This window comes from Allokutzneria albata, assembly GCF_900103775.1.
GTDB classification, from domain to species: Bacteria; Actinomycetota; Actinomycetes; order Mycobacteriales; family Pseudonocardiaceae; genus Allokutzneria; species Allokutzneria albata.
In genome coordinates, this window is the sequence record NZ_LT629701.1 from 8,547,392 (window position 1) to 8,565,519 (window position 18,128).

Below are 18,128 nucleotides of genomic sequence, written 5' to 3' on the forward strand. Positions count from 1 at the left end.
TGCCTTGACGAGTCGAACACCTGTTCTATACTCGGCCGCGTCAGCCGCGCGTGGTTGACGAGCAGAGGTGACCGGTCAGCGGTTGGGGAAGAACCGCCGACCACGAAGGGCCCCCGCACCGTGCGGGGGCCCTTCGTTCGTTCAGCGCCGACGCCACCGGGCCCGGCATTCCTCCGATCAGGTACGCCGTCCCCGATCCGCTCCGCGCCCCGGCCTCTCGCGCCAAGGTCGAGGGCGTGGCGTCGCTGCGGGAGGTAGCCGAGGCTGCGCGTGCCGTGGTGGACGCGCTGCCGGTGCAGCAGCTCGCCGACGCCGAGCAGGCCCTGGACGACGCTGCGACGCAGTGGCAGGAGCACACCGCGGGCAGCACCGACTCGGCCGCGGACGAGGTACACGGCCTGCTGCACAACGCCAAGGACGACCTGGACAACGTGCTGCACGCCGTGACAAGGACGGTGCCGGAGGCGATCGCCGGGTTTGTCGCGCACCTGGGTGTCGACTCGACGGCTCCGGCCGCTCCGCAGTCGGCCGCGGTTGCCGATCCGGCTCCGGTGCGCGTGTCGCCCGCCGAGCAGGAACGGCTGCTGGAGCGGGTCCGCGGGCAGCTGCCGCCGACGGTGGAGCCCGGGACGGGCGAGAAGACGCACGGGCGGTGGACGGCCGCTGACGGCACGGTCAGGCCCATCATCTCCGGCCGGGACGAGGACGCCGACCACGTTGACCAGCTGCTGGTGGAGCGTGGGCTGCCGCCCCGCCGACGCACAACCCGATCGGCCGACGTTGAGCTGAAGCTGGCTGCCCGGATGGTCGCCACCAAGACCCGACACGCCACGGTGGTGATCAACAACCAGCCCTGTGTCGGTCCGTACGGCTGTGACACCCTGGTACGCATCGTGTTGCCTGCCGGGTACACGTTGACCGTGCTCGGCAGCGACGGCTACCGGGAGACCTTCGAGGGGGGAGCCACGCCATGGTGGTCGAGCTGAACGCTTACTACGACTTCGAGCACGGCAAGGAGCCCGCGCGGGTCACCAGCGAGGAGCAGCTGGCCGCGATCCTCGAGGAGGTCCGGCGCACCCGCAAGGCCGCGCTCGTCGAGCTGCTGCCCGCCGACAACCCGGCGGCCGCAACCCTCGATGTCGGGTTCTGCGAAGACCGCGGCGTGGTCTGGTACTCCGGGCCCGACCATGAGAGCTGCTACAGCCACAACCCCGACGCCAACGCCACCGGCGAGGCGAAGCCGGTCCTGTACTACTACATGACCTCTGACACCGAGTACCCCGCCAGCGCGGAGATCCCCGCCGCCGACGTCATCACCGCCGCCCGGGAGTACATGCGCACCGGCGGCCGCCGCCCTACGGCCATCGCCTGGTACGAAGCCGACTGACCCCCTCAACGTGACAACGCCCCCGCCCCGGTATCCCGGTGCGGGGGCGTCGCTGTGTAAAGGTCAGCTCGACGACGGCAGCAGGCGAACCATCGCATGGGGTACAGGCCCAGTGGTTGTTGTTACACGTCGAACGGTTCGCCGCATTTCGGACACTTGTAGCCGTTGACCTCAACACCGCATGGGTCGCAGAACCACTGAGACGGTGCGGGGCTTGCGTCGTCGTCCTGCTCAGCCTGGGCCCAAAACGCGGCATCCTGCGTCCGCTCCTCGGGGTGGTTGGTTTTGCCCCCGGTACTCAGGCGGGTCCACAAGGCACTACCTACCCACAGGGTGCCTTTGACGAGGCCGACAGTCACCAGGTAGCAGGCGACCAGCGTCCACCACATGAGCGCGAAGCAGAGCCACAGCGGCGCGAAGAACATGAGGAAGGCGAAGGCAAGGCACCCCTTCGCGACGGTCGTGGCGCCGTCGCCGCTGATCCTGCGGGAGTAGGAAAACGGGCCCGGCAAAGGCACGTGGAAACGCAGGGGCACGAGCGCACCTTTCAAGCTGCGAGCGCGTACGGCTCGAGGGTTCAGGGGCGACATTGTGTCCGATCCACTCCACCGCTCCACCGACGGTGGTGGTCCTGGATCAGGGCCGTGTTTTCGCAGGTCGCTGCGGCAAATGGGGCGGGGCGGGGCGGTGGAGTGGATCGGTGGAGTGGACCGGGTCCTGGATGGGGCTGACGAGCCCTCGGCCGTCGTCGGCGACGCAGGCCAGCACAACAGCGCGGGTCGCCGCGTCCATCTCCAGCTCGCCGTTGGCCACCAGGCCGTACGCGCGCAGCCGTTGTCCGGCGGTCCCGAACAGCGGCTGCCCGGGGCACTTGGCGAGGTGCTGTGCCTCGGCCCAGGCCACCGGATCGGTGACGAACAGTTCCACCATGGCGTGGTACACGCGCGCAGCGATGCCCTCGTCGATCTCTTCGCCGGTGCGCAGTCGCGTGGTCCTCACGGAGGTCCTTTCCCTGGTGTCTATGCGGGGCGGTAGGTGGGTGAGTTGGTCGGGCCGTCGCGGCGCACCAGGCCGTCACGCACCAGCTCGGCCAACTGGTTGGTGACGGTGCCCGCGGCGACCGGGGCCTGGTGCTCGGCCAGCCACGCCACGATCTCGGCGCGGGTGGCGGTGCCCAGCTGTTCGACCGCGAGCTGGACGCGGTCGCGGGCTCCGGTGGGAATCGCCAAGGGCGGGTCGGCGACGAGGTCGGCGAACGCCTTGTCGACGGCGGCCTGGTCGAGGCGACGTACCCGATCGAGGCGGGCCTGGCGCATCCGCTCGTCGGACGCGGCGATGATCTCGGTGACCGACGGCAGCGCGGCGAGCGCTGTCCCGCTGCCGTGCGAAGGCGCAGCCGGTGCCAGGCGGCTATTCAGCCCGCTGGTAGGCGGGGTGGCGCGGGGGCGTGTGCCGGTGCGCACGTACTCCAGGAACTCCTCGAGGGAGTCCAGCCACCGCTTGCCGTATGCGCCGTCGGCGACGTCCAGGAGGTCGTCGAGTTCGGCGGGGAGCTGGCCGCAGGTGTCCAGCCGGGCGGGCATCATCGCCTCGATCTCGGCGCCGGTGATGTCGTAGCCCTTGGCCAGCAGTGCCGCCACCCTGCCCTGCTGGATGTAGAAGGCGCCCGGGTGCTGCAGCTTCGCATTCGACAGGGCCGCGCGAGCGTTGGGCACGACGCGCGGCAGGTCGGCCGGGTCCGCGCTGGCGAAGGCCATCCGCAGCCGCAGGTTGGCCTTGATGTCGGGGCCCTTGACGCCGTAGTGGTCGACCGTGCCGCGCTGGGTCGCCAGAATCACCGTCACGTCCACGCTGGTCAGCCCGGAGGTGATCGCGAACACCAGCTCACTGGCGTTCCGTTCCACGCCGTCGTGGCACAGGATGCGCTGCGGGCTGGAGAGCACGTGGTGCGCCTCGTCGAGGTTGATCACGATCGAGGGCAGCACGGGCGAGGGCCCGTCGTAGCCACCGGGTAGGGCCAGCCGCCGGTTGCCCTCCTGCCACCCGGCGGCCAGCATTTCCAGGCACCCGGTCTGATCAGCGGCGACGTATCCGAACGGGCAGTGCTCAGGCTCTCCCGGCCGCAGCTGCTGCAGGTGGGCGAGGAACGAGCGCACCAGGTCGTTGAGCTTGTGCCGACCGCCGACCCACACTTCGACGTCGTCGCAGCGCAGCAGCTCGAGGATGATGCGCTTGAGCATCGTGGACTTGCCGCTCTGGGTCATCCCGATCAACTCGCCGTGCACCCGCCACAGCATCGCCTCGACCGTGGTGCCGTTGACGTAGCGGCCGAGGTCGAACGGGTCGCGGATGGAACGGCGCCGGTCGCAGCGCGGCGGCTCGATCCGGTCGCCGAGCACGTCATGGTCGAGCACGTGGATAGCGAGCGTGCCGGACTGGACCATGCCGCCCGGCTCGACGATCACCATGCTGTCGGTGACCCGCCGCCGTGGGAACACCGCCGCCACGGCCGCGGCGATGGCCTCTGCGCCCCCGGCCTGCGTCGGCAAGCTGGCGCTCTTCGCCGGGTAGGTGCAGCGCAGCGTCGTCCGGTCGTCGCCGCGCTCCGGCTCGCCGAGCAGCCGCAGGTGCCCGTACCCGGCCTCCTCCAGCACCCGCCCCCACGACCCGATGGCGCGCTGGGCGTCGCGCGCGGCCGCCACCGTCGGCGCGGTGCGCCGCAGCTTCGCGCCGATTGCGGTCACCGAGCCCCACACCATCGCCGCCCCGGCGACGAGAGCAGCGGCCATGGTGCCGGTGACCACGCCGGTGACCTGGGCATAGGTCAGCCACGCCACGTCACCGATCCCCAGGACCCCGGTGCAGGTCAGCGCTGTTCGCCGGGTCAGCTCGGTGCACCGGTCGTGGTCGCGCAGGTGCACCGACACCGCAGTGCCCGCCAGACCCGTGGCCACCAGGCCGCCGACCCCGACCAGAGCCGGGTGAACCTCCCACATCGTGAACACGGCGTGCGCGGCCCACGTCCCCACCCCGTACACAGCGCCCCACGTCACCTCGGCCGGGACCGTCATCCGCTCGTTGCCCATCACGTTTCCCCTTTCCCTGCAAGGAAAGAGGGGCACCCCACCGGGTGCCCCTCGGCCGGTCAGACGTTCATGTGCCTCTCGCCTCGGCGCGGCTCCAGGTGCCGCTTCAGGTCGGCTTCGTGCGCCAGCTCGAACTCGAAGCTCATCGGCTCCAGCCGCGCCACCGCGGCACCGATGAGCGTTTGCACCTCACGGAACCCGATCGGCGTGAGGTCGACGTAGGGGTACTCGGACTCGAACAGCGTCGCCAACGCCAGGAACGCGTTGCCCACCTCGCGGATCTCGTCGGGCAATGAGCGCAGCATGTCGCGCGTCTGCACAGGGTTCTCGGGCGCGAAGGTGGCGAGCTTGTGTGCGGCTTCGCGCAGACCGAACTCGGGCATGGTGTGTCCTCCAACGGGTTCAGGGGCAGGGGCGGGTGCGGGCTGCTCGGCCCACGGGGACCGGCGCGCGCGGTGGGCGCGACTCTGCGCCTTGCCGCGCGGGCGCGGTGGTTCGGGTGCCTGGGCGCGGTGCTCGGCGGGTGCGGTCGCGTGTTGCTCGCCCCACTCGGCCAGCGCGTGCACGCTGCTGCGGACCCGGTCGCCGACCGCGTGCGCGGCCGTCTCCCATCCGCGCTTGAGCGTCGAGCCCGCGCGTGCCGCGCCCTCCTCCAGCCGTGCGCGCCGACGACGACGGGCCGCGTCCTTGTTCCACGCGCGTTCGCGCGCGCGGTAGTCACCGGGCGAGACCCACTCGTCGTCCGCGTTCGGCTTGAGCGCACTCGTGTCCGCGCGCGGCGGGGTCGCGGGCGCGCGCTTGGTGTCCTTCTTCGTCGCGCGCGTGCTCGACGGCTTGGCTCGGCGCAGCAACGCGGGCAGCGCGAGCGCGCGCACGATCCGGCGTCGCGCGCGGGCGCGCGTGCCGCTGTGCGCGGCGCGCGCGGGCCTGGCCGCGCGGGGCCGCCAGAACGGCGCGCGCGCAGTCTTAGACGCGCGAGGTGTGCGCCCGTGCGCGCTGGCGCGGGGTCCGTGGCCGCGCGCGCGAGACCGGGCCGCGAGCGCCGCGCCCCCGCGCTTGCCCGCACCCCACCCGACGCGGTTGGTGTTGGCCGCGCGCACCGGGCGCGCGATCCCCAGCCGCGCCAGCCGCGCGCGCCGCTGCTGCTGCCGCGCCGACCGCGCCGCGCTCAACGGCTTCCGCGCGCGCGTCAACGGCCACCTGCTCGCGCGCGCACCCGGCGCGCGTCCGGCGACCCGGCGCGCGATCCCGCCACCGGTGCGCGGCGCGCGCGAGCGGCCGCGCGTGCTCTTGCGGTGCGCCACGTACAGCGCGCCCCCGGCCGCTGCGCCGCCGAGCGCGACCATGCCGGCAGTCGGGCCCAGGGACGCGGTCACCGACGCGAGCCCGCCGAGCGTGGCCACCCCGCCGAGCACCACCGCGCGCGGCGCGCGTCGTGCCGCACCGGCTGCGGCGGAGCGGGTTCCTTCTTCCTCGCCTTCGGCGCGCGCTCCTCGCGCTGCTCGCCCGTCACTGCTCGTCCCGGGTGGGCTCGGCGATGTCGGCGCCCTCGGGCTGCGGCTTGCGCGCCTGGTTGTACGCCTTCTTCGCGCGGCCTACGCGGTCACCCAGCCGCTTGCGGTCGGCCGGGCTCATCGCGGGCAGCTCGAAGTGCGCGATGGTCTCGGCGGTGTCGACCTCCCGGCCGAGCGTGCACATCAACGCCTGGATCTCCGCCTGTGGGGGCAGCGTCACCGCGTCACCGGCGGGAGCCTGCTCGTCGACGTCGGCCTGGTCCTCGTCGACCTGGTCCTGCTCGGCGCGCTCGGCGACCGCCACCGTGCTGTCCTCCCGGCGCAGCCACTGCGGCAGGCGCAGCCGCCACCGGCGCGGCTCCGGCGCGCTCGCGGGGTGCACGCGCTCGGCGGCCTGGCGCAGCATCTCCTCCAGCCGGTCGACCTCGGCGCTGATCTCCTCGTCCGAGGGCGCGCGCTCCAGCTCCGGCTCGGCCGGGATGTCGGCGCCGACCGGGACGAGTGGGGCCTGCTCGACCGGCGCCTGGTGCTCGACGACCGGCGTGGCCGCGGCGGCACGTGCGGCGGCGCGCTCCTGGTGAGCGTGGCTGAGCAACGCCACCGAGCACACCGTCATCAGCACGTCGGCGAACAGCGAGCCGGGGATCGCCACCCACTCGTCATGCCCGAGGCCCAGCAGCAAACCGTGCACCTCGTTGTACGACATCACGGCCATGAGCACGCCCGCGGCGATGACCCCGACGTGCGGGATCAGCCACGCCTTGCCCTCCGGCCAGTCCTGCCGCACCAGGACCTCCACGGCCAGCACCCATCGCCAGCGGCAGCACCACGGTCACGCCGATGTAGACCAGTTCGGGCAGTGAGTTGCCCGGCGGAACCCATTCGACGAGGTTGAGAAACCGCATGGGCTTCCAGTTGCTGGCCAGGTTCAGCGCCATCGAGATCACGGCGCCGAGGAACAGGCCCGCGACCGCGAACGGCCTGGCGCTGTTACCCCCGGCAGGGATCGCCCTAAGCGGTGACACCGGGCCGCTGTTGACGACGTCCGGTGACGGCTTACGTTTGAACATGGTCGGAACACACCTTCCGATCAAAGGCCCCGGCCGAGTGTTCCCGCACTCGCCGGGGCCGTCTTTTCGTTGCTGTCAAAGAAGTTCGGTGTACTCAGCGAGGCCGTCCCACCCCTGGCACAGCCGATCGTGCGCGTCGTCCAGCTCGTCCAGCGCCGCCGCGATCACCTCGATGTTCTGGTCCAACAGCCGCGAGTTCGTACCGGCGGCCAGCCGCTGAACGTTCTCCATCTCATCGCGAGCGGCCCTGAGGTGGACTGACATCAGTTCCGTGGGCACCCGCTGGTTGGCCGCGTGCAGTTCCCTCTTGAGGTCCGCGACGCTTACGCGCACCAGCCCGCGGTGTCCTTCTGGTCCTCCACTACCTCGGCCTGCTCGGGCTCCAGGGGCTCCATCACGCTCTCCTCAGTGACGATGTGGACGGGGCGAGCAGCCGGACACGCAGGATGCTCGCCCCGGTACCGGCCGGGCGGCCGGAACACTTGCGGGCGGGGCGACCCGGGGCGACGGAATCGCCCCGCCCTCTACCGGCCGCGATTCGGCGCGGCCGGAGCCTCTACTGACCGCGACGCTGAGCCGCGCGCAGCGCAGCCCTGGCCGTCTGTGCCAGCTGGCGCGCCTCGGAGAGGGTCCGGTCCAAGAAGAAGGCGGCCATGGTGGCGTCGGTCGGCGCGCAACGGTCGTCGCGCAGCGCGTGGTCGGCATCCGCAGCCGCCGACGTCAGCCGCTCCAGCGCTGTTGCGATCTCCTCCACCAGCGGTGCCGCCGCCTGCACGCCCGGCGACACTGCCCCGGGCACCACAACCTCGTCGTAGCGCTGCACGTCGCCGTCCTTCTCGTCGCTGTTCACCGGATAGCCCTCTCCTCACGCCACGTAGGGGTGACGAGGCAGGCCGGGGGCGCGCAGCCGACCCCGCAGCCACACACCCGACCTGCCTCCGTGCTGGACATCCGCACCAGGAGCGCAGCGGGCCACGCGCGCTCGGATGTCCAGCGGCCGCCGACCCTCGGGGGTTGGCGCCGAGGTGTATGGCTGTACCCGGCGCCGTGGTCGGCGCGCTCGAATCTCCTCTGTCGTGCGGTGCGCGACCCCGGGCGCGATCCACCGCTGATACAGCTGGTGCGCGAACTCCGACCGCGCCACCTGGTAGCCCGCCACCGCGAGCGCTGCCGCCAGCAGCACGACCGCGATCACGACCGCCCCCGGCGAATCGCACGGACAAGCTCACGCGCCGCGAAGTACAGGAGCCACGTCGCCACCAGCACGCCCGCGACGATGGCGACGATGAACCAGAAGGTCTTGATCACCAGCTCGGCCGTGTCCGGCAGCGCTAACTCGGACACGGGTCACCACCCGCCCTTGAGGCGCAGAGCCTCGGCGACGACGTCGCGCAGCTGCTGCGGCAGAGCTGCAGCCTGCTGCGTTGGGATAACCACGATGTCCGGCCCGTGTGCTGGTCACGCCAGCCGGTGTGCAGCTCCAGGTCGCCGTCGCCGCGGGCCCGGATCACCAACTGGCGTGAGCGTCCACGCAGGTCAGTGCCTGGGATGAGCACTTCACGCCGATCGCCGTCCACCATGGGCGCTGCTCCCGTCGTCGAGTGCTGAACAGCAGCCGGGCCCGGGATCAATCCGCACGAGCCCGGCCGCTGGGCCTGGGCCCGCCCCGTGGACACCTCAAGCGACTGTGACGGCCACAGGCGGGGGGTGATAAGTGGACGCGTCCACTTACACCGTCGCCGACTCTAACGGGACGCGTCCCGTTATGCACCACTGGGGCGCTCGCCTCTTCGGGCGAAAATCCGTGAGGCACGTGCGTGCACACTGTCCACGTGACCGAAGGAGGGCAGATGACATCGCGTCGACCTGCGCCCGCCGGAGCCAAGCTCCAACTGGGCTCGTTGCTGGCTGAGCTGGCCGAGGCCGTGGGGCGTGGACGTGCTGACGTTCGACGGGCGCTCAACTGCTCCGAGCCCAAAGCTCGCAAGATCATGAGTGGGCTGGTCAGCGTTGACCCCGAAGATCTGGTGACACTGCTGGATCTATTCGAAGCGGACGATGCAGCCCGTGCGAAGGCTGCTGAATTAGCAGCCGCCGCTCAACGTCGGAGCCCTCGAACCCCAGGCGGTTCACCACTTCGCGCGCGGGTCTACAAATTCGAAGAGTCCGCAATCGGCATCAGTAGCTACGCAACGGAACTCATTCCCGGTCTGCTGTAGATCGAAGACTACGCCGAACAGCTGTTCGGCGCCTCAGGCGAACGCACTCCTGCGCAGGTCAAGAAGCTTGTGGCAGCCCGTCGAGAGAGAAGCGCTCGACTCGTGTCGCCCGACGGGCCGCAGCTCCACTTCGTTCTCGGCGAAGGGGCAATCCATTGGCAGGTCGGCGGCCCCAAGACGATGGCGAAACAACTGCTACGCCTCATCGAGCTACAAGACCTTCCTACCGTGACGATTCAGGTCGTCCCATTCGCGAGTGGAGTGCACGCTGCGCTCGGCTACGCCTTTACGCTGTTGCTGCAACCAGCCGAGCAACAAGACCGCGCCTACTTCGAAAGCCTCTTCGCCTCAAAGCTCATCCACGACAAGGCGACGGTCGACGGCTACCGCCGACGCTTCGCGCAAGCCGTCGAGCACGCGCTTACTCCGAACGACACGTCGGACTACCTCGCTACGGTTGCCGCGCGACTGTGACAACTGCAAGGGAGGGCGTGAGCCATGAGCCACGGCTTCGACGAACACCAATTCACATGGAGGACGTCCAGCTACACCGACGGAGGCGAGGAACAGACCTGTGTCGAGGTTGGCGAAGTACAGGACAACCCGGCCGCGCCCGTAGGGCTCCGCGACTCGAAGAACCGCAGCGGCGGCACACTCTTGTTCACGAGACCGAAGTGGCACGGGTTCGTCGACTTCGTTAAGCGAGACGGATACCTCACCGAGGCATAGACAGCACGCGGGGCAGGGTGGCCGGACAGCCACCCCTGCCCGTCTCGCGTCCCAGCGCCTCCGTCCCAGATCTGTCCCAAGGAGTGAGCTGGGGGAGGGGGCAGGACTATCGCTGGGAAGCCCCGCGTTCAATGCTGGTGCCAGTCGGTCCCGAGCCCGCGGAGGCGCCTGTGAACAGCGAAGCAGCACTGTCCACCCCGGACACGAGAGACCGCCCGCAGGCGCGGCCTCGTCGCGCGTCCATCGGCAACGGCCTCGAATGGTTCGACTGGAACGCTCCCGGTATCCAACGACCTGCGGATTTGCCAATCCGAGTGAGGTTGAGCAGATGTGAGTCCGGATGAGCGTTGACGCAGCTCAGGCTAGCTTTTGGGCTTGGTCCGACTGAGCGTCTGTGAGTGCCTTTGAGTCCGGCTCTGTCCCAGATGCGTCCCTGGCTGTCCCAGGCACCAGCTGCAGCTGTACGGCGTCATGATCTCCAAGTGCCGCAACGATTCTGGCGCGTGCCGCTGGTGTCCTCTGCGTATAGACCATCGTCTGTTCGAGGGTGGCGTGGCCCATGAGCCGGGCGATCTCGTACGGGTCCACGCCAGCTTCGGCCAGCGTGGTCGCGTAGCCCCGGCGAGCACCGTAAGGAGGGATGTGGGGCAGCTTGGCGCGCCTCCAGGCATAGCGAAGGACGTTCTCAAACGTGCGGTTGCTCAGAGGGAGACCCGTTCTCGGAGTCCGAAAGAGCACGTCGGACTTGCAGGGATTTCCTGGGCGATGTGGGATACCGCATCCACTGCGGGCAGGATTCTCTTCAATCCAGAGGCGTGCCATGTCAACAACGTGCCCTGGAAGTGGAACTTCGCGAGCTTCTTCATCCTTCGGATATTCCTTGATGTATCGAAGGACTTCCTCGCGTACGCCCTCTTTGCGCGGCAGGTAAACGAACACGTCTCGGATATTCAGCCAACCGTCCTTGAGGTTGATGCTGTGTCTGTGTAGCCCGCCGAACTCTCCGGGGCGCATTCCTGTGTTGAAGCACATTTCAAGCGCGAATCGGTAAGAGGGTGTGATGTGCGGGTAGAGATCATCTAGGTCGCTGCGCATCATCGTCGGCTTTGATCGTACGGTCCTCAGCTTCGGCAGCTTGATGTCTACGCATGGAGTTCCGGAAAGGACTCCGTACTTGACTGCTGCCAGAAGTGAAGCTCTAAAGACGCCGTAGATGCGGGAAACTGTCTTAGGGGCGTACTTCGCCGCAAGCTTGTCTACCCACATCTGCACAGGATTTCGAAGGATCTTGTTTAGCTCGGTGTCCTCCCAGGCTGGCAGTAGGTGGGTCTGCACGATGGACATCTCGCTGTCGAGCGTCACAGGTTCGACTGTGCGAATCTCCCACCAGACGTCAAGGCACCATGCTCCCCATTTCGTCGACGCGGGAAGGGTGCCTTCTAGGGTAGCTGCCTGACGTCTGACTTTGCTTTCTTCTTCGCCTGCGCGGGCAAGGGCGTCAGACTTGCGCTCGTAGTATGGAGCCTTTGAATGCTGCTTCCTGCCTTGTGCATCTCGCCAAACGGCTCGGAATTTCTTTGGCCCCATTTTCTCGGCACTGGGCATAGGGGTATCCCCTTCAGGAGGTGCTGCAAAGATGCGCGGCAGAGTTGATCGAGAGCGCTAGATCAACGTTAGGTTCTGCCAAACTTGGTGCTGTACGCTTCGTACAGCCCTGGTAATGATCGCCGCGAGCGTCCGCTCAGGGATTCGGGGATCAACCACCAACGTGATCTGCTCGGCGGAGGCGATGCAGTACGCGTCGGGGTTCGGCAACTGTACCGACAGGACCGTGATCGGTTGCATATGCGCCCCCCTTTAGTGCTCTGGGACGGGCGACGCTACGTCTGACTAGTTGAGATCTGCACCACTCAACGGTTTGTTCACTCCGACGGCCTAGTCAGTGTCACTGCGGCGCATCGTTTTCGCCGTCATCGTCGAGACCTGTAACGCGCGCCTTAGGCGTTTGCGCTGCGTCGATTGCACGAAGGTGCGCGCGCACTACGTCCATCAGGGCGTCGATCTGCTCCGGGGAGCGGTCACCTGTTAGCGCCAGCCACGTCTCGACGTCGGGGCGGTGTGTCTCGACATCGACCCGGCGGAACCCCAGCGACACATCGGCCGCGGCGAGGATGCGTCCCTCGGGTACGCCGAGGGCGACCGCCAGGGCCCGGATCGTCTCGGGCTTGGGGTACTCCGCGAGCGGCCGCCTGGCCATCTGGTTGATCGCTGATGCGGTCAGTTCCAGGCCCTGCTTGCGGGCGCGGTCGGCGAGTCGTTGGTAGCTGAGTTCCAGCTCGTCTTTGCGTGCGGTGATCAGCTCGCTCAGGTTCACGCACACCCCCTTGAGGCTCGGCCCGTCAAATGAGGGTAGCGGCCGCATCAATACCGACTTGGCAACAGCGCGTTGACGTGCTGCTGTCAGCGGCCTACGGTCTGCCTGTCGTCAAATCGCTGTCAGCACTATGCGACAGCAGTTAAGCGGACGGGAGGACCACGAGCGTGAAGGCCCCACTCGTCGTGCTTCGGAGCCCAGAGGACCTGGTCAAGGCGCTTGCCGATTGCGGCATGCGGCAGCAACGACTGGCCGACGCCGCGAACACGTCACGACAGCGCATTCATCAGCTGTGCAAGGGCCACGCGCCGAGGACCAGCACCGCGCTGGCCGACCGGATTGAGAAGGCGCTTGGCCGGCCGCGCGGGTCGCTGTTCGTCCCACGTGCAGCAAGGGGAGGAGTCCAGCGATGTCCGTTGAGTCGCCATGGATGACGGTCGCCGAAGTCGCGGCGTACAGCCGTCACCACTTCCAGACCGTGCTCACCGCCCTTCGCACCAACGAGCTGGAGGGCAAGCAGCGCGCAGCGAACTGCACGTGGCGGGTCCACCGCGACGCCGTGGACCGCTGGATGTCGGGCGAGAAGCCCAAGCCGCGCAGGCTCCGCCGCGCTTCCTGATTCCCCGGTCCGGCCGCGACTTCCCCGGTGGCCGGGCCGGGGGTTCCACCCCCGAAAGAGATGCGGACCGGGGCTGCGGGAACAGCCACCGGTCCGCCACCCGGAGAAGGGACCTCTCCAGATGTTGAACACGGACTCTAGCCCCGGCTCACGCAGCTGCTGGAGGAGATCGGCGAGTCCGCGGACGCCTGGCTGGCGTGCGCGGATGGCTGGTACTCCACCACGCCCGGCCCGGTTGACCCGACCGAGCAGTACCTGGTGGTGCTCGGGTGAGCCGCCGCCTGGCCGGGAACTCCGGCGCCCCCGCGAAGACCACCACTCACGTCATCCGTGTCATCCGCCCGGGCTGTGGGGCTCGGCGACCGACCGCCAGCTGGCGGTCGCGCTGCTGCTCGTCATCGCTGTCCCGGCCGGGTGTGGCTGTGGTCGCTGTGGGTGGTGCAGCCGTGATCAAGCCCTACAGCCGCCGCATGTCCTTCTGGCAGGCCGCCGTGATGTTGATCGGCGTTCTCGTCTGCCTCGTCGTTCTCGCCCTCGGTTCTGCCGCACAGCAAGGGAGTCTGTGATGTCTGACGCTGCCGGGATCAAGGCCGGGTTGAGTGCCGTGCTCAGCCACGCGCACGTCAACAACCTGGCCGACGGGATCTACGACGTTTGCCTTGGCTGGGGTAACCAACCGCCCCGGGTGACGCTGGACTTCCTCGAAGACCAGGACGGAAGCCGGGCCGTCGAGCAGTTGGAGCGCTGGGCGTGGTCGATGACCGGCGTGGATCACATCGTCGTCACCCGCGCGCCCCGGTCCGGCTCGCCTGACTACGCGCGGCTGAAGATCACGGGCGAGGTGATCGCTGGTTCGGCGGTTCAGGTGTATTGCACCTACGAGGGCGAGCGCGTGGAGGAGCTGCTGGCCGCTGTCGAGGACAAGAAGCTGGACCTCGGCGTGTTCGCTCGCATCATCGCGGGCAAGGGCGACCCCACCGCGCGCCCGACCGCCGAGCAGGCGTCGGTCGGCGACGAGGCCGTCTGGGAGCCCGGACAGGTCGTGTCCATCCTCGGTCGCAGGTACGTGGTTGACCGCGTCGTCCCGTGCCCCACGTGCGACCAGCTTCGCCCCGTGACGGAGACCGGCTGGTTCTTTTCCCACGGCTCCGGTTATGACGAGAACCACCGCTGCTTCGACCTTCCCACCGGACCGGCCGACGCCTCGGTCGGCCCGGCCGCCTCGTCGGCGGTGACCGCGTGATCGCGGGCGAGCCGGGCCGCTGCGCTCCGGCCGGGCTGGTGTGCGCGGTCCCGGACATCGTCGAGGGCGAGGACTGGCGGAGCCGGTTCACCTCGGCGTGGGTGAACGTGGCGAGCACCAGGAGGGCCACGAGGTCGAGGCGATCTCGCTCGCGGAGCCGTCGCCGACCACGCCGACGCTGTGCGGTTACGCCACCGTCGACGGTGTCCGCTACGAGATCCACTACTCCCGCTCCGGCCGCGACACCGTGCGCACGGAGTGGGACCTGCTGCCCACCACCTCCGGCGTGGAGTACCTGCCGGTGCGCGTGGAGAAGCGGTGGATCGGCGGACCGTGCCTGTACTCCATCGCCCTGGCGCCCGTGCCCGCCGCCGACGAGCCCAGACAGCGCCTGGCCGAGGGCGAGCACGCCGACGACTGCGACCTGACCTGCACCGCCGAGGGCCAGATCCCTTGCTGGGTCTACGAAATCGCGCCCACCGAGGAGGCCGACCGTGGCTGAGCAGACCGAGTTCGAGTTCGAGCTGGACGGCTCGGCGTGCTGCGGGGCGGCCGAGTTCGACGAGTGCGAGTGCGCCGAACTGGACGCGTGCGACGGCTCCCCGATGTGCTGGGCGGAGGTGCACTCCGACGGCTGCGCCGCTGAAGACGGCAGGACCTACATCGTGCTGCCGGGCTACGGCTGGGTGCCGGTGGAGGACGTGGAGCTACCCGAGCTGGAGCCGATCCGCACCGCGCCCGCGCGGCCGCTGTTCGTCGCGCCGCAGCCGATCACGGCGGGTGGTGCGTGATGTACGAGACCCGCGCCTACGACGACGAGCACGGCGACCCGGTGGTGGTGTCGTGGTCTCGGCACGCATGACGTGTCCCGCTTCGTCAACGCGCTCAACGGTTCCAGCCCGACCGTCGAGCAGGTCAGCGCCGGGCGGAAGCTGCTGCGCCAGGTTCGCCGACACAACGGCGGCCGCGCCGCGCTGGACCTCCTCCGCGCGCACGGCGGCCCCGACTTCACGGAGGAGGTCGACCGTGGCTGAGCCGCGCAGGTTTGGTGATCCGCTCTCGGACCGTGAGGTCGAGGTGTTGGACCTGGTGATCGAGGGGCTGTCCAACGGCGAGAGATCGGGAAGAAGCTGTTCCTGGCTGAGGACACGGTGAAGACCCACGTGCACCGAGTGTTGTGCAAGCTCGGCGCCCGGACCCGCGCGCATGCCGTGGCCATCGCGTTTCAGCGCGGCCTGGTGTCCCCCTCGGGCGCTCAGTCCGGGGACGGACGTGGCTACTACCGGCACCGCGCTGGGCCGACCGAGAAGCACACCGGGGTGTCGATCCGAGCACTGCTCGGCGGCTTCGACTACTACGCCGGGATCGGCCCGGCGGGCGGTTCGGCATGACCACGGCCGAGGCATGGGCGTTGCACGCGTGCCTGTCGGCCGCGCTGAACGCCACCTCGCAATGCCCGCAGTGGCTCGGCCAGCCGGTGGTGTCCTGATGACCGCGCTGACGCTGACGATCGGGCAGGTGCAGCTGCTGCACTGCCTGGCCGAGGGCTGGGACACCGCCGGGATCGCCGAAATTCTCCAGTGCTCCGACGCTGCGGCAGTGGCGCACCTGGATGAGCTGTTCGCCGCGCTCGGCGCCAAGAACAGGGCACACGCCCGTGGCTGGCCTACTCCCGTGGCTACCTGACCACGGCTACCGATCTGCCCGGGGTCCTGGCGGACGTCGCTGTGGAGCGTCGCCGCCAGGACCTGAAGTGGGGCCAGCAGGACCACCCGGACGGCACCGGCGGTGCGCACGCGGCCGCGGCTGTCCGGCGTGTGCAGGCGATCAACGCCCGCCGCGCCGAGCTGGGGATGTTGACCTTCGCCGACATCTTTGGTGGAGGAGGTGACGGAGGCGCTGGCCGAGACCGACCCCGTGCTGCTGCGCGCCGAGCTGGTGCAGGTCGCTGCCTCCGCCGTGCTGTGGATCGAGGCCAACGACCGGCGCCTGGCCACCGCCATCGAGCACCACACGGAGGAGGTTCCCCGTGGCTGACACCACCACGCCGGAATGGGCGGAGCTGGCGCACGCCGCGTTCGCTGCGATGTGCTCGGGCATACCCAGGGCTGCCTCGGCGTGCTTGACGGTGATCGAGGAGACCCTGAGCGCGGAGGTCTTCCCGGAGGTGATCTCCGCGTGGATCGACATGGCGGAGTCGGTGATGCCGCCTCCCTCGGAGGACGGGGTGCGCCTGGCCCTGCAGGACGCCGCGACCGCGGCCCTGGTCGAGGTCGATGTGGTGGAGCGAGCGCAGCGTCTGGCCGCGTGGCTGTTCGCCGCGCGCCGCGCCGGGGACTCCTGCACGGAGGCGATCCTGCTGGCGAGCGCGACCGACCCGGCCGACCAAGGGGCGCTCGTGGTGGCGGTGTTGCAGCTGTGCGTGGCCACGTGGGCGCGCCACCGCCAGGTCACCCCGGACGAGCGCGACAAGCGGATCACCGCGCTGGAGCAGGCTCTGGTGCTGCGCAACGGCACGATCGAGCAGTTGCGCCGCCGACTGCGGGAGAAGCCGAGCGCGGCGTACACGTGGCGCGGCAGGGACGTGCTGATGGTGCGCCCGCACCCGTCGGAGCCGATGGCCTACGTCGAGGCCGCCAGGACCGGGCACCGGTTCTGGGTGGACTCCTGCGAGCTGACGGAAAGTGCCGGTCGACGAGCCGTTGGCCACGGACCCCGTCCCTTACGCCCCAACGGCTCCAGGCGCCGAGCAGGAGGTGGCGACGTGGCCGACGAGTTCGTGACGTTCGAGTCGCTGCACTGGCGCAAGATCCACGTCCTGCCGGGCGCGGTCATGCGCGATGAGATCGGCCGCCAGGTCGAGCCCGGGATCTACCTCCGAGGCGATGACTGCACGCGGCACCTCGTCCTGCTGATCCACATCCCCGAGGACCTGGAGTTGCCACCGGAGCAGGAAGCGGAACGGACGCTGCGGTGGCTGCGCACCGGCGAGGTGGACGGCACGGTGGACGATGCGGGGGCAGCATGAAGCGCCGCGCACCGTTGCGCCGCACGGCGGGCCCGCGGAGGCAGAAGCCTCTGCGGGCCCGCCGCGTGCACCGTGTCGTCGCCGGACACGGACAGACACATGTCGCGGAGGCGTTGCGGCGCCTGGTGTTCGCCCGTGATGAGGGCCAGTGCCAGCTGTGCGGCACCGGGTGCACGCCGCTGACCCTTCAGCACCGCGCGCCGCGGGGCATGGGCGGCTCCCGGCACCGCAACACCGCCGAGAACCTGATCGTGCTGTGCGGTGACGGCACCACCGGCTGTCACGGCCGGGTCGAGCACAACCGCGACTGGGCGCGCGCCCGCGGCTTCCTGGTGCCGATGGGCATCGACCCCGCCGACTGGCCGGTCTTCCGCTTCCTGGACCGCTGGGAACAGCCCTCCGCCGACGGCTGGGCGCCCGCTGCCCGTGCTGACGGCCAGCTGCTCCCCGACGACGAGAAGGGGGCACGATGACGCCTCCGCACGACCATGACGAGGTCGAGCTGCTGCCTGCGTCCCGCTTCGAGTGGGAGCGGATCATCCGGCGCGCTCGTCTCACCAAGCCGGTGAAGCTGGTGGCGCTGCTGCTGGCCACCTACGCCGATCCGGACGGCACTCGCGTGCGGCCGGGGTGGAGCTGCTGTGCCTGGACACCGGCGACGGTGACCGCCAGGTGCGCCGCATCATCAAGGCACTGGCCGCGCACGGCCTGGTCGAGCTGGTGCGCCGCGGTGGCGGCCGGGGCGGTCGGGTACCGCGGCGGAATACCGGCTGACCCTGCCGAGCAACCTCCTGGAGCGGGGCCTGCTCCGTGACCTCACCCCCGCCGAGGGCGATTCACCGGACATCCAGATGTCCGC

27 protein-coding genes are annotated in these 18,128 nt (G+C 69.5%); 17 read left to right on the plus strand and 10 right to left on the minus strand.

The annotated features are described in order from the left end of the window. The first annotated feature begins 236 nt into the window (after positions 1 to 236). Complete coding sequence (locus BLT28_RS39430) at positions 237 to 986, plus strand: DddA-like double-stranded DNA deaminase toxin (protein ID WP_052407821.1); 750 nt, start codon at positions 237 to 239, stop codon at positions 984 to 986. Beyond that, the gene (locus tag BLT28_RS39435) at positions 971 to 1,387 is read left to right on the plus strand and encodes an Imm1 family immunity protein (RefSeq protein ID WP_030431949.1); all 417 of its coding nucleotides are present in this window, start codon (positions 971 to 973) and stop codon (positions 1,385 to 1,387) included. Before BLT28_RS39430 ends, BLT28_RS39435 begins: the two co-directional genes overlap by 16 nt. Positions 1,388 to 1,509: 122 nt before the next feature. Here BLT28_RS39435 and BLT28_RS39440 read toward each other — a convergent pair whose 3' ends face one another. The 8 genes from BLT28_RS39440 to BLT28_RS40720 form a co-directional block, all read right to left on the minus strand. Further along, entirely contained in the window at positions 1,510 to 1,923 is a 414-nt protein-coding gene (locus tag BLT28_RS39440) for a hypothetical protein (RefSeq protein WP_030431948.1), read from the minus strand. 100 nt (positions 1,924 to 2,023) lie between these two features. Beyond that, positions 2,024 to 2,386, minus strand: coding sequence for a hypothetical protein (locus BLT28_RS39445; protein WP_030431947.1), 363 nt, complete (start codon positions 2,384 to 2,386; stop codon positions 2,024 to 2,026). A gap of 20 nt (positions 2,387 to 2,406) precedes the next feature. Continuing rightward, entirely contained in the window at positions 2,407 to 4,473 is a 2,067-nt protein-coding gene (locus BLT28_RS39450) for a hypothetical protein (RefSeq protein WP_030431946.1), read from the minus strand. Positions 4,474 to 4,532: 59 nt separating this feature from the next. Beyond that, on the minus strand, positions 4,533 to 5,876 hold the full coding sequence (locus tag BLT28_RS39455; protein WP_157376124.1) for a hypothetical protein: 1,344 nt from the start codon (positions 5,874 to 5,876) through the stop codon (positions 4,533 to 4,535). A gap of 106 nt (positions 5,877 to 5,982) precedes the next feature. Beyond that, the gene (locus tag BLT28_RS39460) at positions 5,983 to 6,786 is read right to left on the minus strand and encodes a hypothetical protein (RefSeq protein WP_157376127.1); all 804 of its coding nucleotides are present in this window, start codon (positions 6,784 to 6,786) and stop codon (positions 5,983 to 5,985) included. Positions 6,787 to 7,132: 346 nt separating this feature from the next. After that, positions 7,133 to 7,390, minus strand: coding sequence for a hypothetical protein (locus BLT28_RS39465; protein WP_030431943.1), 258 nt, complete (start codon positions 7,388 to 7,390; stop codon positions 7,133 to 7,135). A gap of 223 nt (positions 7,391 to 7,613) precedes the next feature. Further along, positions 7,614 to 7,907 (minus strand): hypothetical protein, encoded by a 294-nt coding sequence (locus tag BLT28_RS39470; RefSeq protein ID WP_030431942.1) that lies wholly within the window; start codon positions 7,905 to 7,907, stop codon positions 7,614 to 7,616. A 341-nt stretch (positions 7,908 to 8,248) separates the two neighbouring features. Beyond that, the gene (locus BLT28_RS40720; RefSeq protein WP_156051377.1) at positions 8,249 to 8,401 is read right to left on the minus strand and encodes a hypothetical protein; all 153 of its coding nucleotides are present in this window, start codon (positions 8,399 to 8,401) and stop codon (positions 8,249 to 8,251) included. A gap of 488 nt (positions 8,402 to 8,889) precedes the next feature. Between BLT28_RS40720 and BLT28_RS39475 the strand changes: the two genes are divergently transcribed. From BLT28_RS39475 to BLT28_RS39485, 3 genes are read left to right on the plus strand one after another with little or no spacing between them, the layout of a single operon-like run. Next, the gene (locus BLT28_RS39475) at positions 8,890 to 9,276 is read left to right on the plus strand and encodes a helix-turn-helix domain-containing protein (RefSeq protein ID WP_157376129.1); all 387 of its coding nucleotides are present in this window, start codon (positions 8,890 to 8,892) and stop codon (positions 9,274 to 9,276) included. Continuing rightward, complete coding sequence (locus BLT28_RS39480) at positions 9,277 to 9,750, plus strand: DUF5753 domain-containing protein (RefSeq protein ID WP_269459669.1); 474 nt, start codon at positions 9,277 to 9,279, stop codon at positions 9,748 to 9,750. Positions 9,751 to 9,774: 24 nt separating this feature from the next. Next, on the plus strand, positions 9,775 to 10,005 hold the full coding sequence (locus tag BLT28_RS39485) for a DUF397 domain-containing protein (protein WP_030431939.1): 231 nt from the start codon (positions 9,775 to 9,777) through the stop codon (positions 10,003 to 10,005). A gap of 357 nt (positions 10,006 to 10,362) precedes the next feature. Here the strand turns inward: BLT28_RS39485 and BLT28_RS39490 are convergent, their stop codons facing one another. Both BLT28_RS39490 and BLT28_RS39495 read right to left on the minus strand, forming a co-directional pair. Continuing rightward, positions 10,363 to 11,367: a tyrosine-type recombinase/integrase gene (locus tag BLT28_RS39490; RefSeq protein ID WP_162184898.1), complete on the minus strand. Its 1,005-nt coding sequence runs from the start codon at positions 11,365 to 11,367 to the stop codon at positions 10,363 to 10,365. 583 nt (positions 11,368 to 11,950) lie between these two features. Next, a complete protein-coding gene (locus tag BLT28_RS39495; protein WP_156051399.1) occupies positions 11,951 to 12,379 on the minus strand; it encodes a hypothetical protein in 429 nt (142 codons plus the stop codon). A 233-nt stretch (positions 12,380 to 12,612) separates the two neighbouring features. On the opposite strand from BLT28_RS39495, the gene BLT28_RS42980 reads away from it, so the two are divergent. The 12 genes from BLT28_RS42980 to BLT28_RS40730 all read left to right on the plus strand — a co-directional run bounded on the left by BLT28_RS42980 (position 12,613) and on the right by BLT28_RS40730 (position 18,083). Further along, entirely contained in the window at positions 12,613 to 12,813 is a 201-nt protein-coding gene (locus BLT28_RS42980) for a hypothetical protein (protein ID WP_407638841.1), read from the plus strand. Continuing rightward, positions 12,789 to 12,998: a helix-turn-helix domain-containing protein gene (locus tag BLT28_RS39500; RefSeq protein WP_030431992.1), complete on the plus strand. Its 210-nt coding sequence runs from the start codon at positions 12,789 to 12,791 to the stop codon at positions 12,996 to 12,998. The genes BLT28_RS42980 and BLT28_RS39500 overlap by 25 nt, the downstream gene beginning before the upstream one ends. A gap of 565 nt (positions 12,999 to 13,563) precedes the next feature. Further along, entirely contained in the window at positions 13,564 to 14,241 is a 678-nt protein-coding gene (locus BLT28_RS39505) for a hypothetical protein (protein WP_030431990.1), read from the plus strand. Positions 14,242 to 14,338: 97 nt separating this feature from the next. Next, a complete protein-coding gene (locus tag BLT28_RS39510) occupies positions 14,339 to 14,743 on the plus strand; it encodes a hypothetical protein (RefSeq protein ID WP_083383837.1) in 405 nt (134 codons plus the stop codon). Then, positions 14,736 to 15,032, plus strand: a complete 297-nt coding sequence (locus BLT28_RS39515) for a hypothetical protein (protein ID WP_030431988.1) — start codon at positions 14,736 to 14,738, stop codon at positions 15,030 to 15,032. The genes BLT28_RS39510 and BLT28_RS39515 overlap by 8 nt, the downstream gene beginning before the upstream one ends. A gap of 72 nt (positions 15,033 to 15,104) precedes the next feature. Continuing rightward, positions 15,105 to 15,275: a hypothetical protein gene (locus BLT28_RS41605; RefSeq protein WP_197683940.1), complete on the plus strand. Its 171-nt coding sequence runs from the start codon at positions 15,105 to 15,107 to the stop codon at positions 15,273 to 15,275. An 84-nt stretch (positions 15,276 to 15,359) separates the two neighbouring features. Then, positions 15,360 to 15,632 (plus strand): LuxR C-terminal-related transcriptional regulator, encoded by a 273-nt coding sequence (locus BLT28_RS41610; protein WP_407638842.1) that lies wholly within the window; start codon positions 15,360 to 15,362, stop codon positions 15,630 to 15,632. Positions 15,633 to 15,729: 97 nt separating this feature from the next. After that, on the plus strand, positions 15,730 to 15,927 hold the full coding sequence (locus BLT28_RS41140; RefSeq protein ID WP_083383838.1) for a LuxR C-terminal-related transcriptional regulator: 198 nt from the start codon (positions 15,730 to 15,732) through the stop codon (positions 15,925 to 15,927). Positions 15,928 to 16,128: 201 nt separating this feature from the next. Continuing rightward, positions 16,129 to 16,278: a hypothetical protein gene (locus BLT28_RS42360; protein WP_231950566.1), complete on the plus strand. Its 150-nt coding sequence runs from the start codon at positions 16,129 to 16,131 to the stop codon at positions 16,276 to 16,278. Further along, positions 16,271 to 17,269, plus strand: a complete 999-nt coding sequence (locus tag BLT28_RS39535) for a hypothetical protein (protein WP_083383839.1) — start codon at positions 16,271 to 16,273, stop codon at positions 17,267 to 17,269. The genes BLT28_RS42360 and BLT28_RS39535 overlap by 8 nt, the downstream gene beginning before the upstream one ends. Further along, positions 17,266 to 17,742: an HNH endonuclease gene (locus tag BLT28_RS39540; protein WP_156051395.1), complete on the plus strand. Its 477-nt coding sequence runs from the start codon at positions 17,266 to 17,268 to the stop codon at positions 17,740 to 17,742. The genes BLT28_RS39535 and BLT28_RS39540 overlap by 4 nt, the downstream gene beginning before the upstream one ends. After that, positions 17,739 to 18,083, plus strand: coding sequence for a hypothetical protein (locus tag BLT28_RS40730; RefSeq protein WP_157376133.1), 345 nt, complete (start codon positions 17,739 to 17,741; stop codon positions 18,081 to 18,083). Before BLT28_RS39540 ends, BLT28_RS40730 begins: the two co-directional genes overlap by 4 nt. The last annotated feature ends 45 nt before the right edge of the window (positions 18,084 to 18,128 follow it).

What these genes read in the sequence shown, in the direction of transcription:
- BLT28_RS39485 (WP_030431939.1), top strand. Translation starts at nt 9,775, where the DNA reads ATGAGCCACGGCTTCGACGAACACCAATTCACATGGAGGACGTCCAGC.
- BLT28_RS39435 (WP_030431949.1), top strand. Translation starts at nt 971, where the DNA reads ATGGTGGTCGAGCTGAACGCTTACTACGACTTCGAGCACGGCAAGGAG.
- BLT28_RS41140 (WP_083383838.1), top strand. Translation starts at nt 15,730, where the DNA reads ATGACCGCGCTGACGCTGACGATCGGGCAGGTGCAGCTGCTGCACTGC.
- BLT28_RS39500 (WP_030431992.1), top strand. Translation starts at nt 12,789, where the DNA reads ATGTCCGTTGAGTCGCCATGGATGACGGTCGCCGAAGTCGCGGCGTAC.
- BLT28_RS40730 (WP_157376133.1), top strand. Translation starts at nt 17,739, where the DNA reads ATGACGCCTCCGCACGACCATGACGAGGTCGAGCTGCTGCCTGCGTCC.
- BLT28_RS42980 (WP_407638841.1), top strand. Translation starts at nt 12,613, where the DNA reads ATGCGGCAGCAACGACTGGCCGACGCCGCGAACACGTCACGACAGCGC.
- BLT28_RS39540 (WP_156051395.1), top strand. Translation starts at nt 17,266, where the DNA reads ATGAAGCGCCGCGCACCGTTGCGCCGCACGGCGGGCCCGCGGAGGCAG.
- BLT28_RS39505 (WP_030431990.1), top strand. Translation starts at nt 13,564, where the DNA reads ATGTCTGACGCTGCCGGGATCAAGGCCGGGTTGAGTGCCGTGCTCAGC.
- BLT28_RS39450 (WP_030431946.1), bottom strand. Translation starts at nt 4,473, where the DNA reads ATGGGCAACGAGCGGATGACGGTCCCGGCCGAGGTGACGTGGGGCGCT.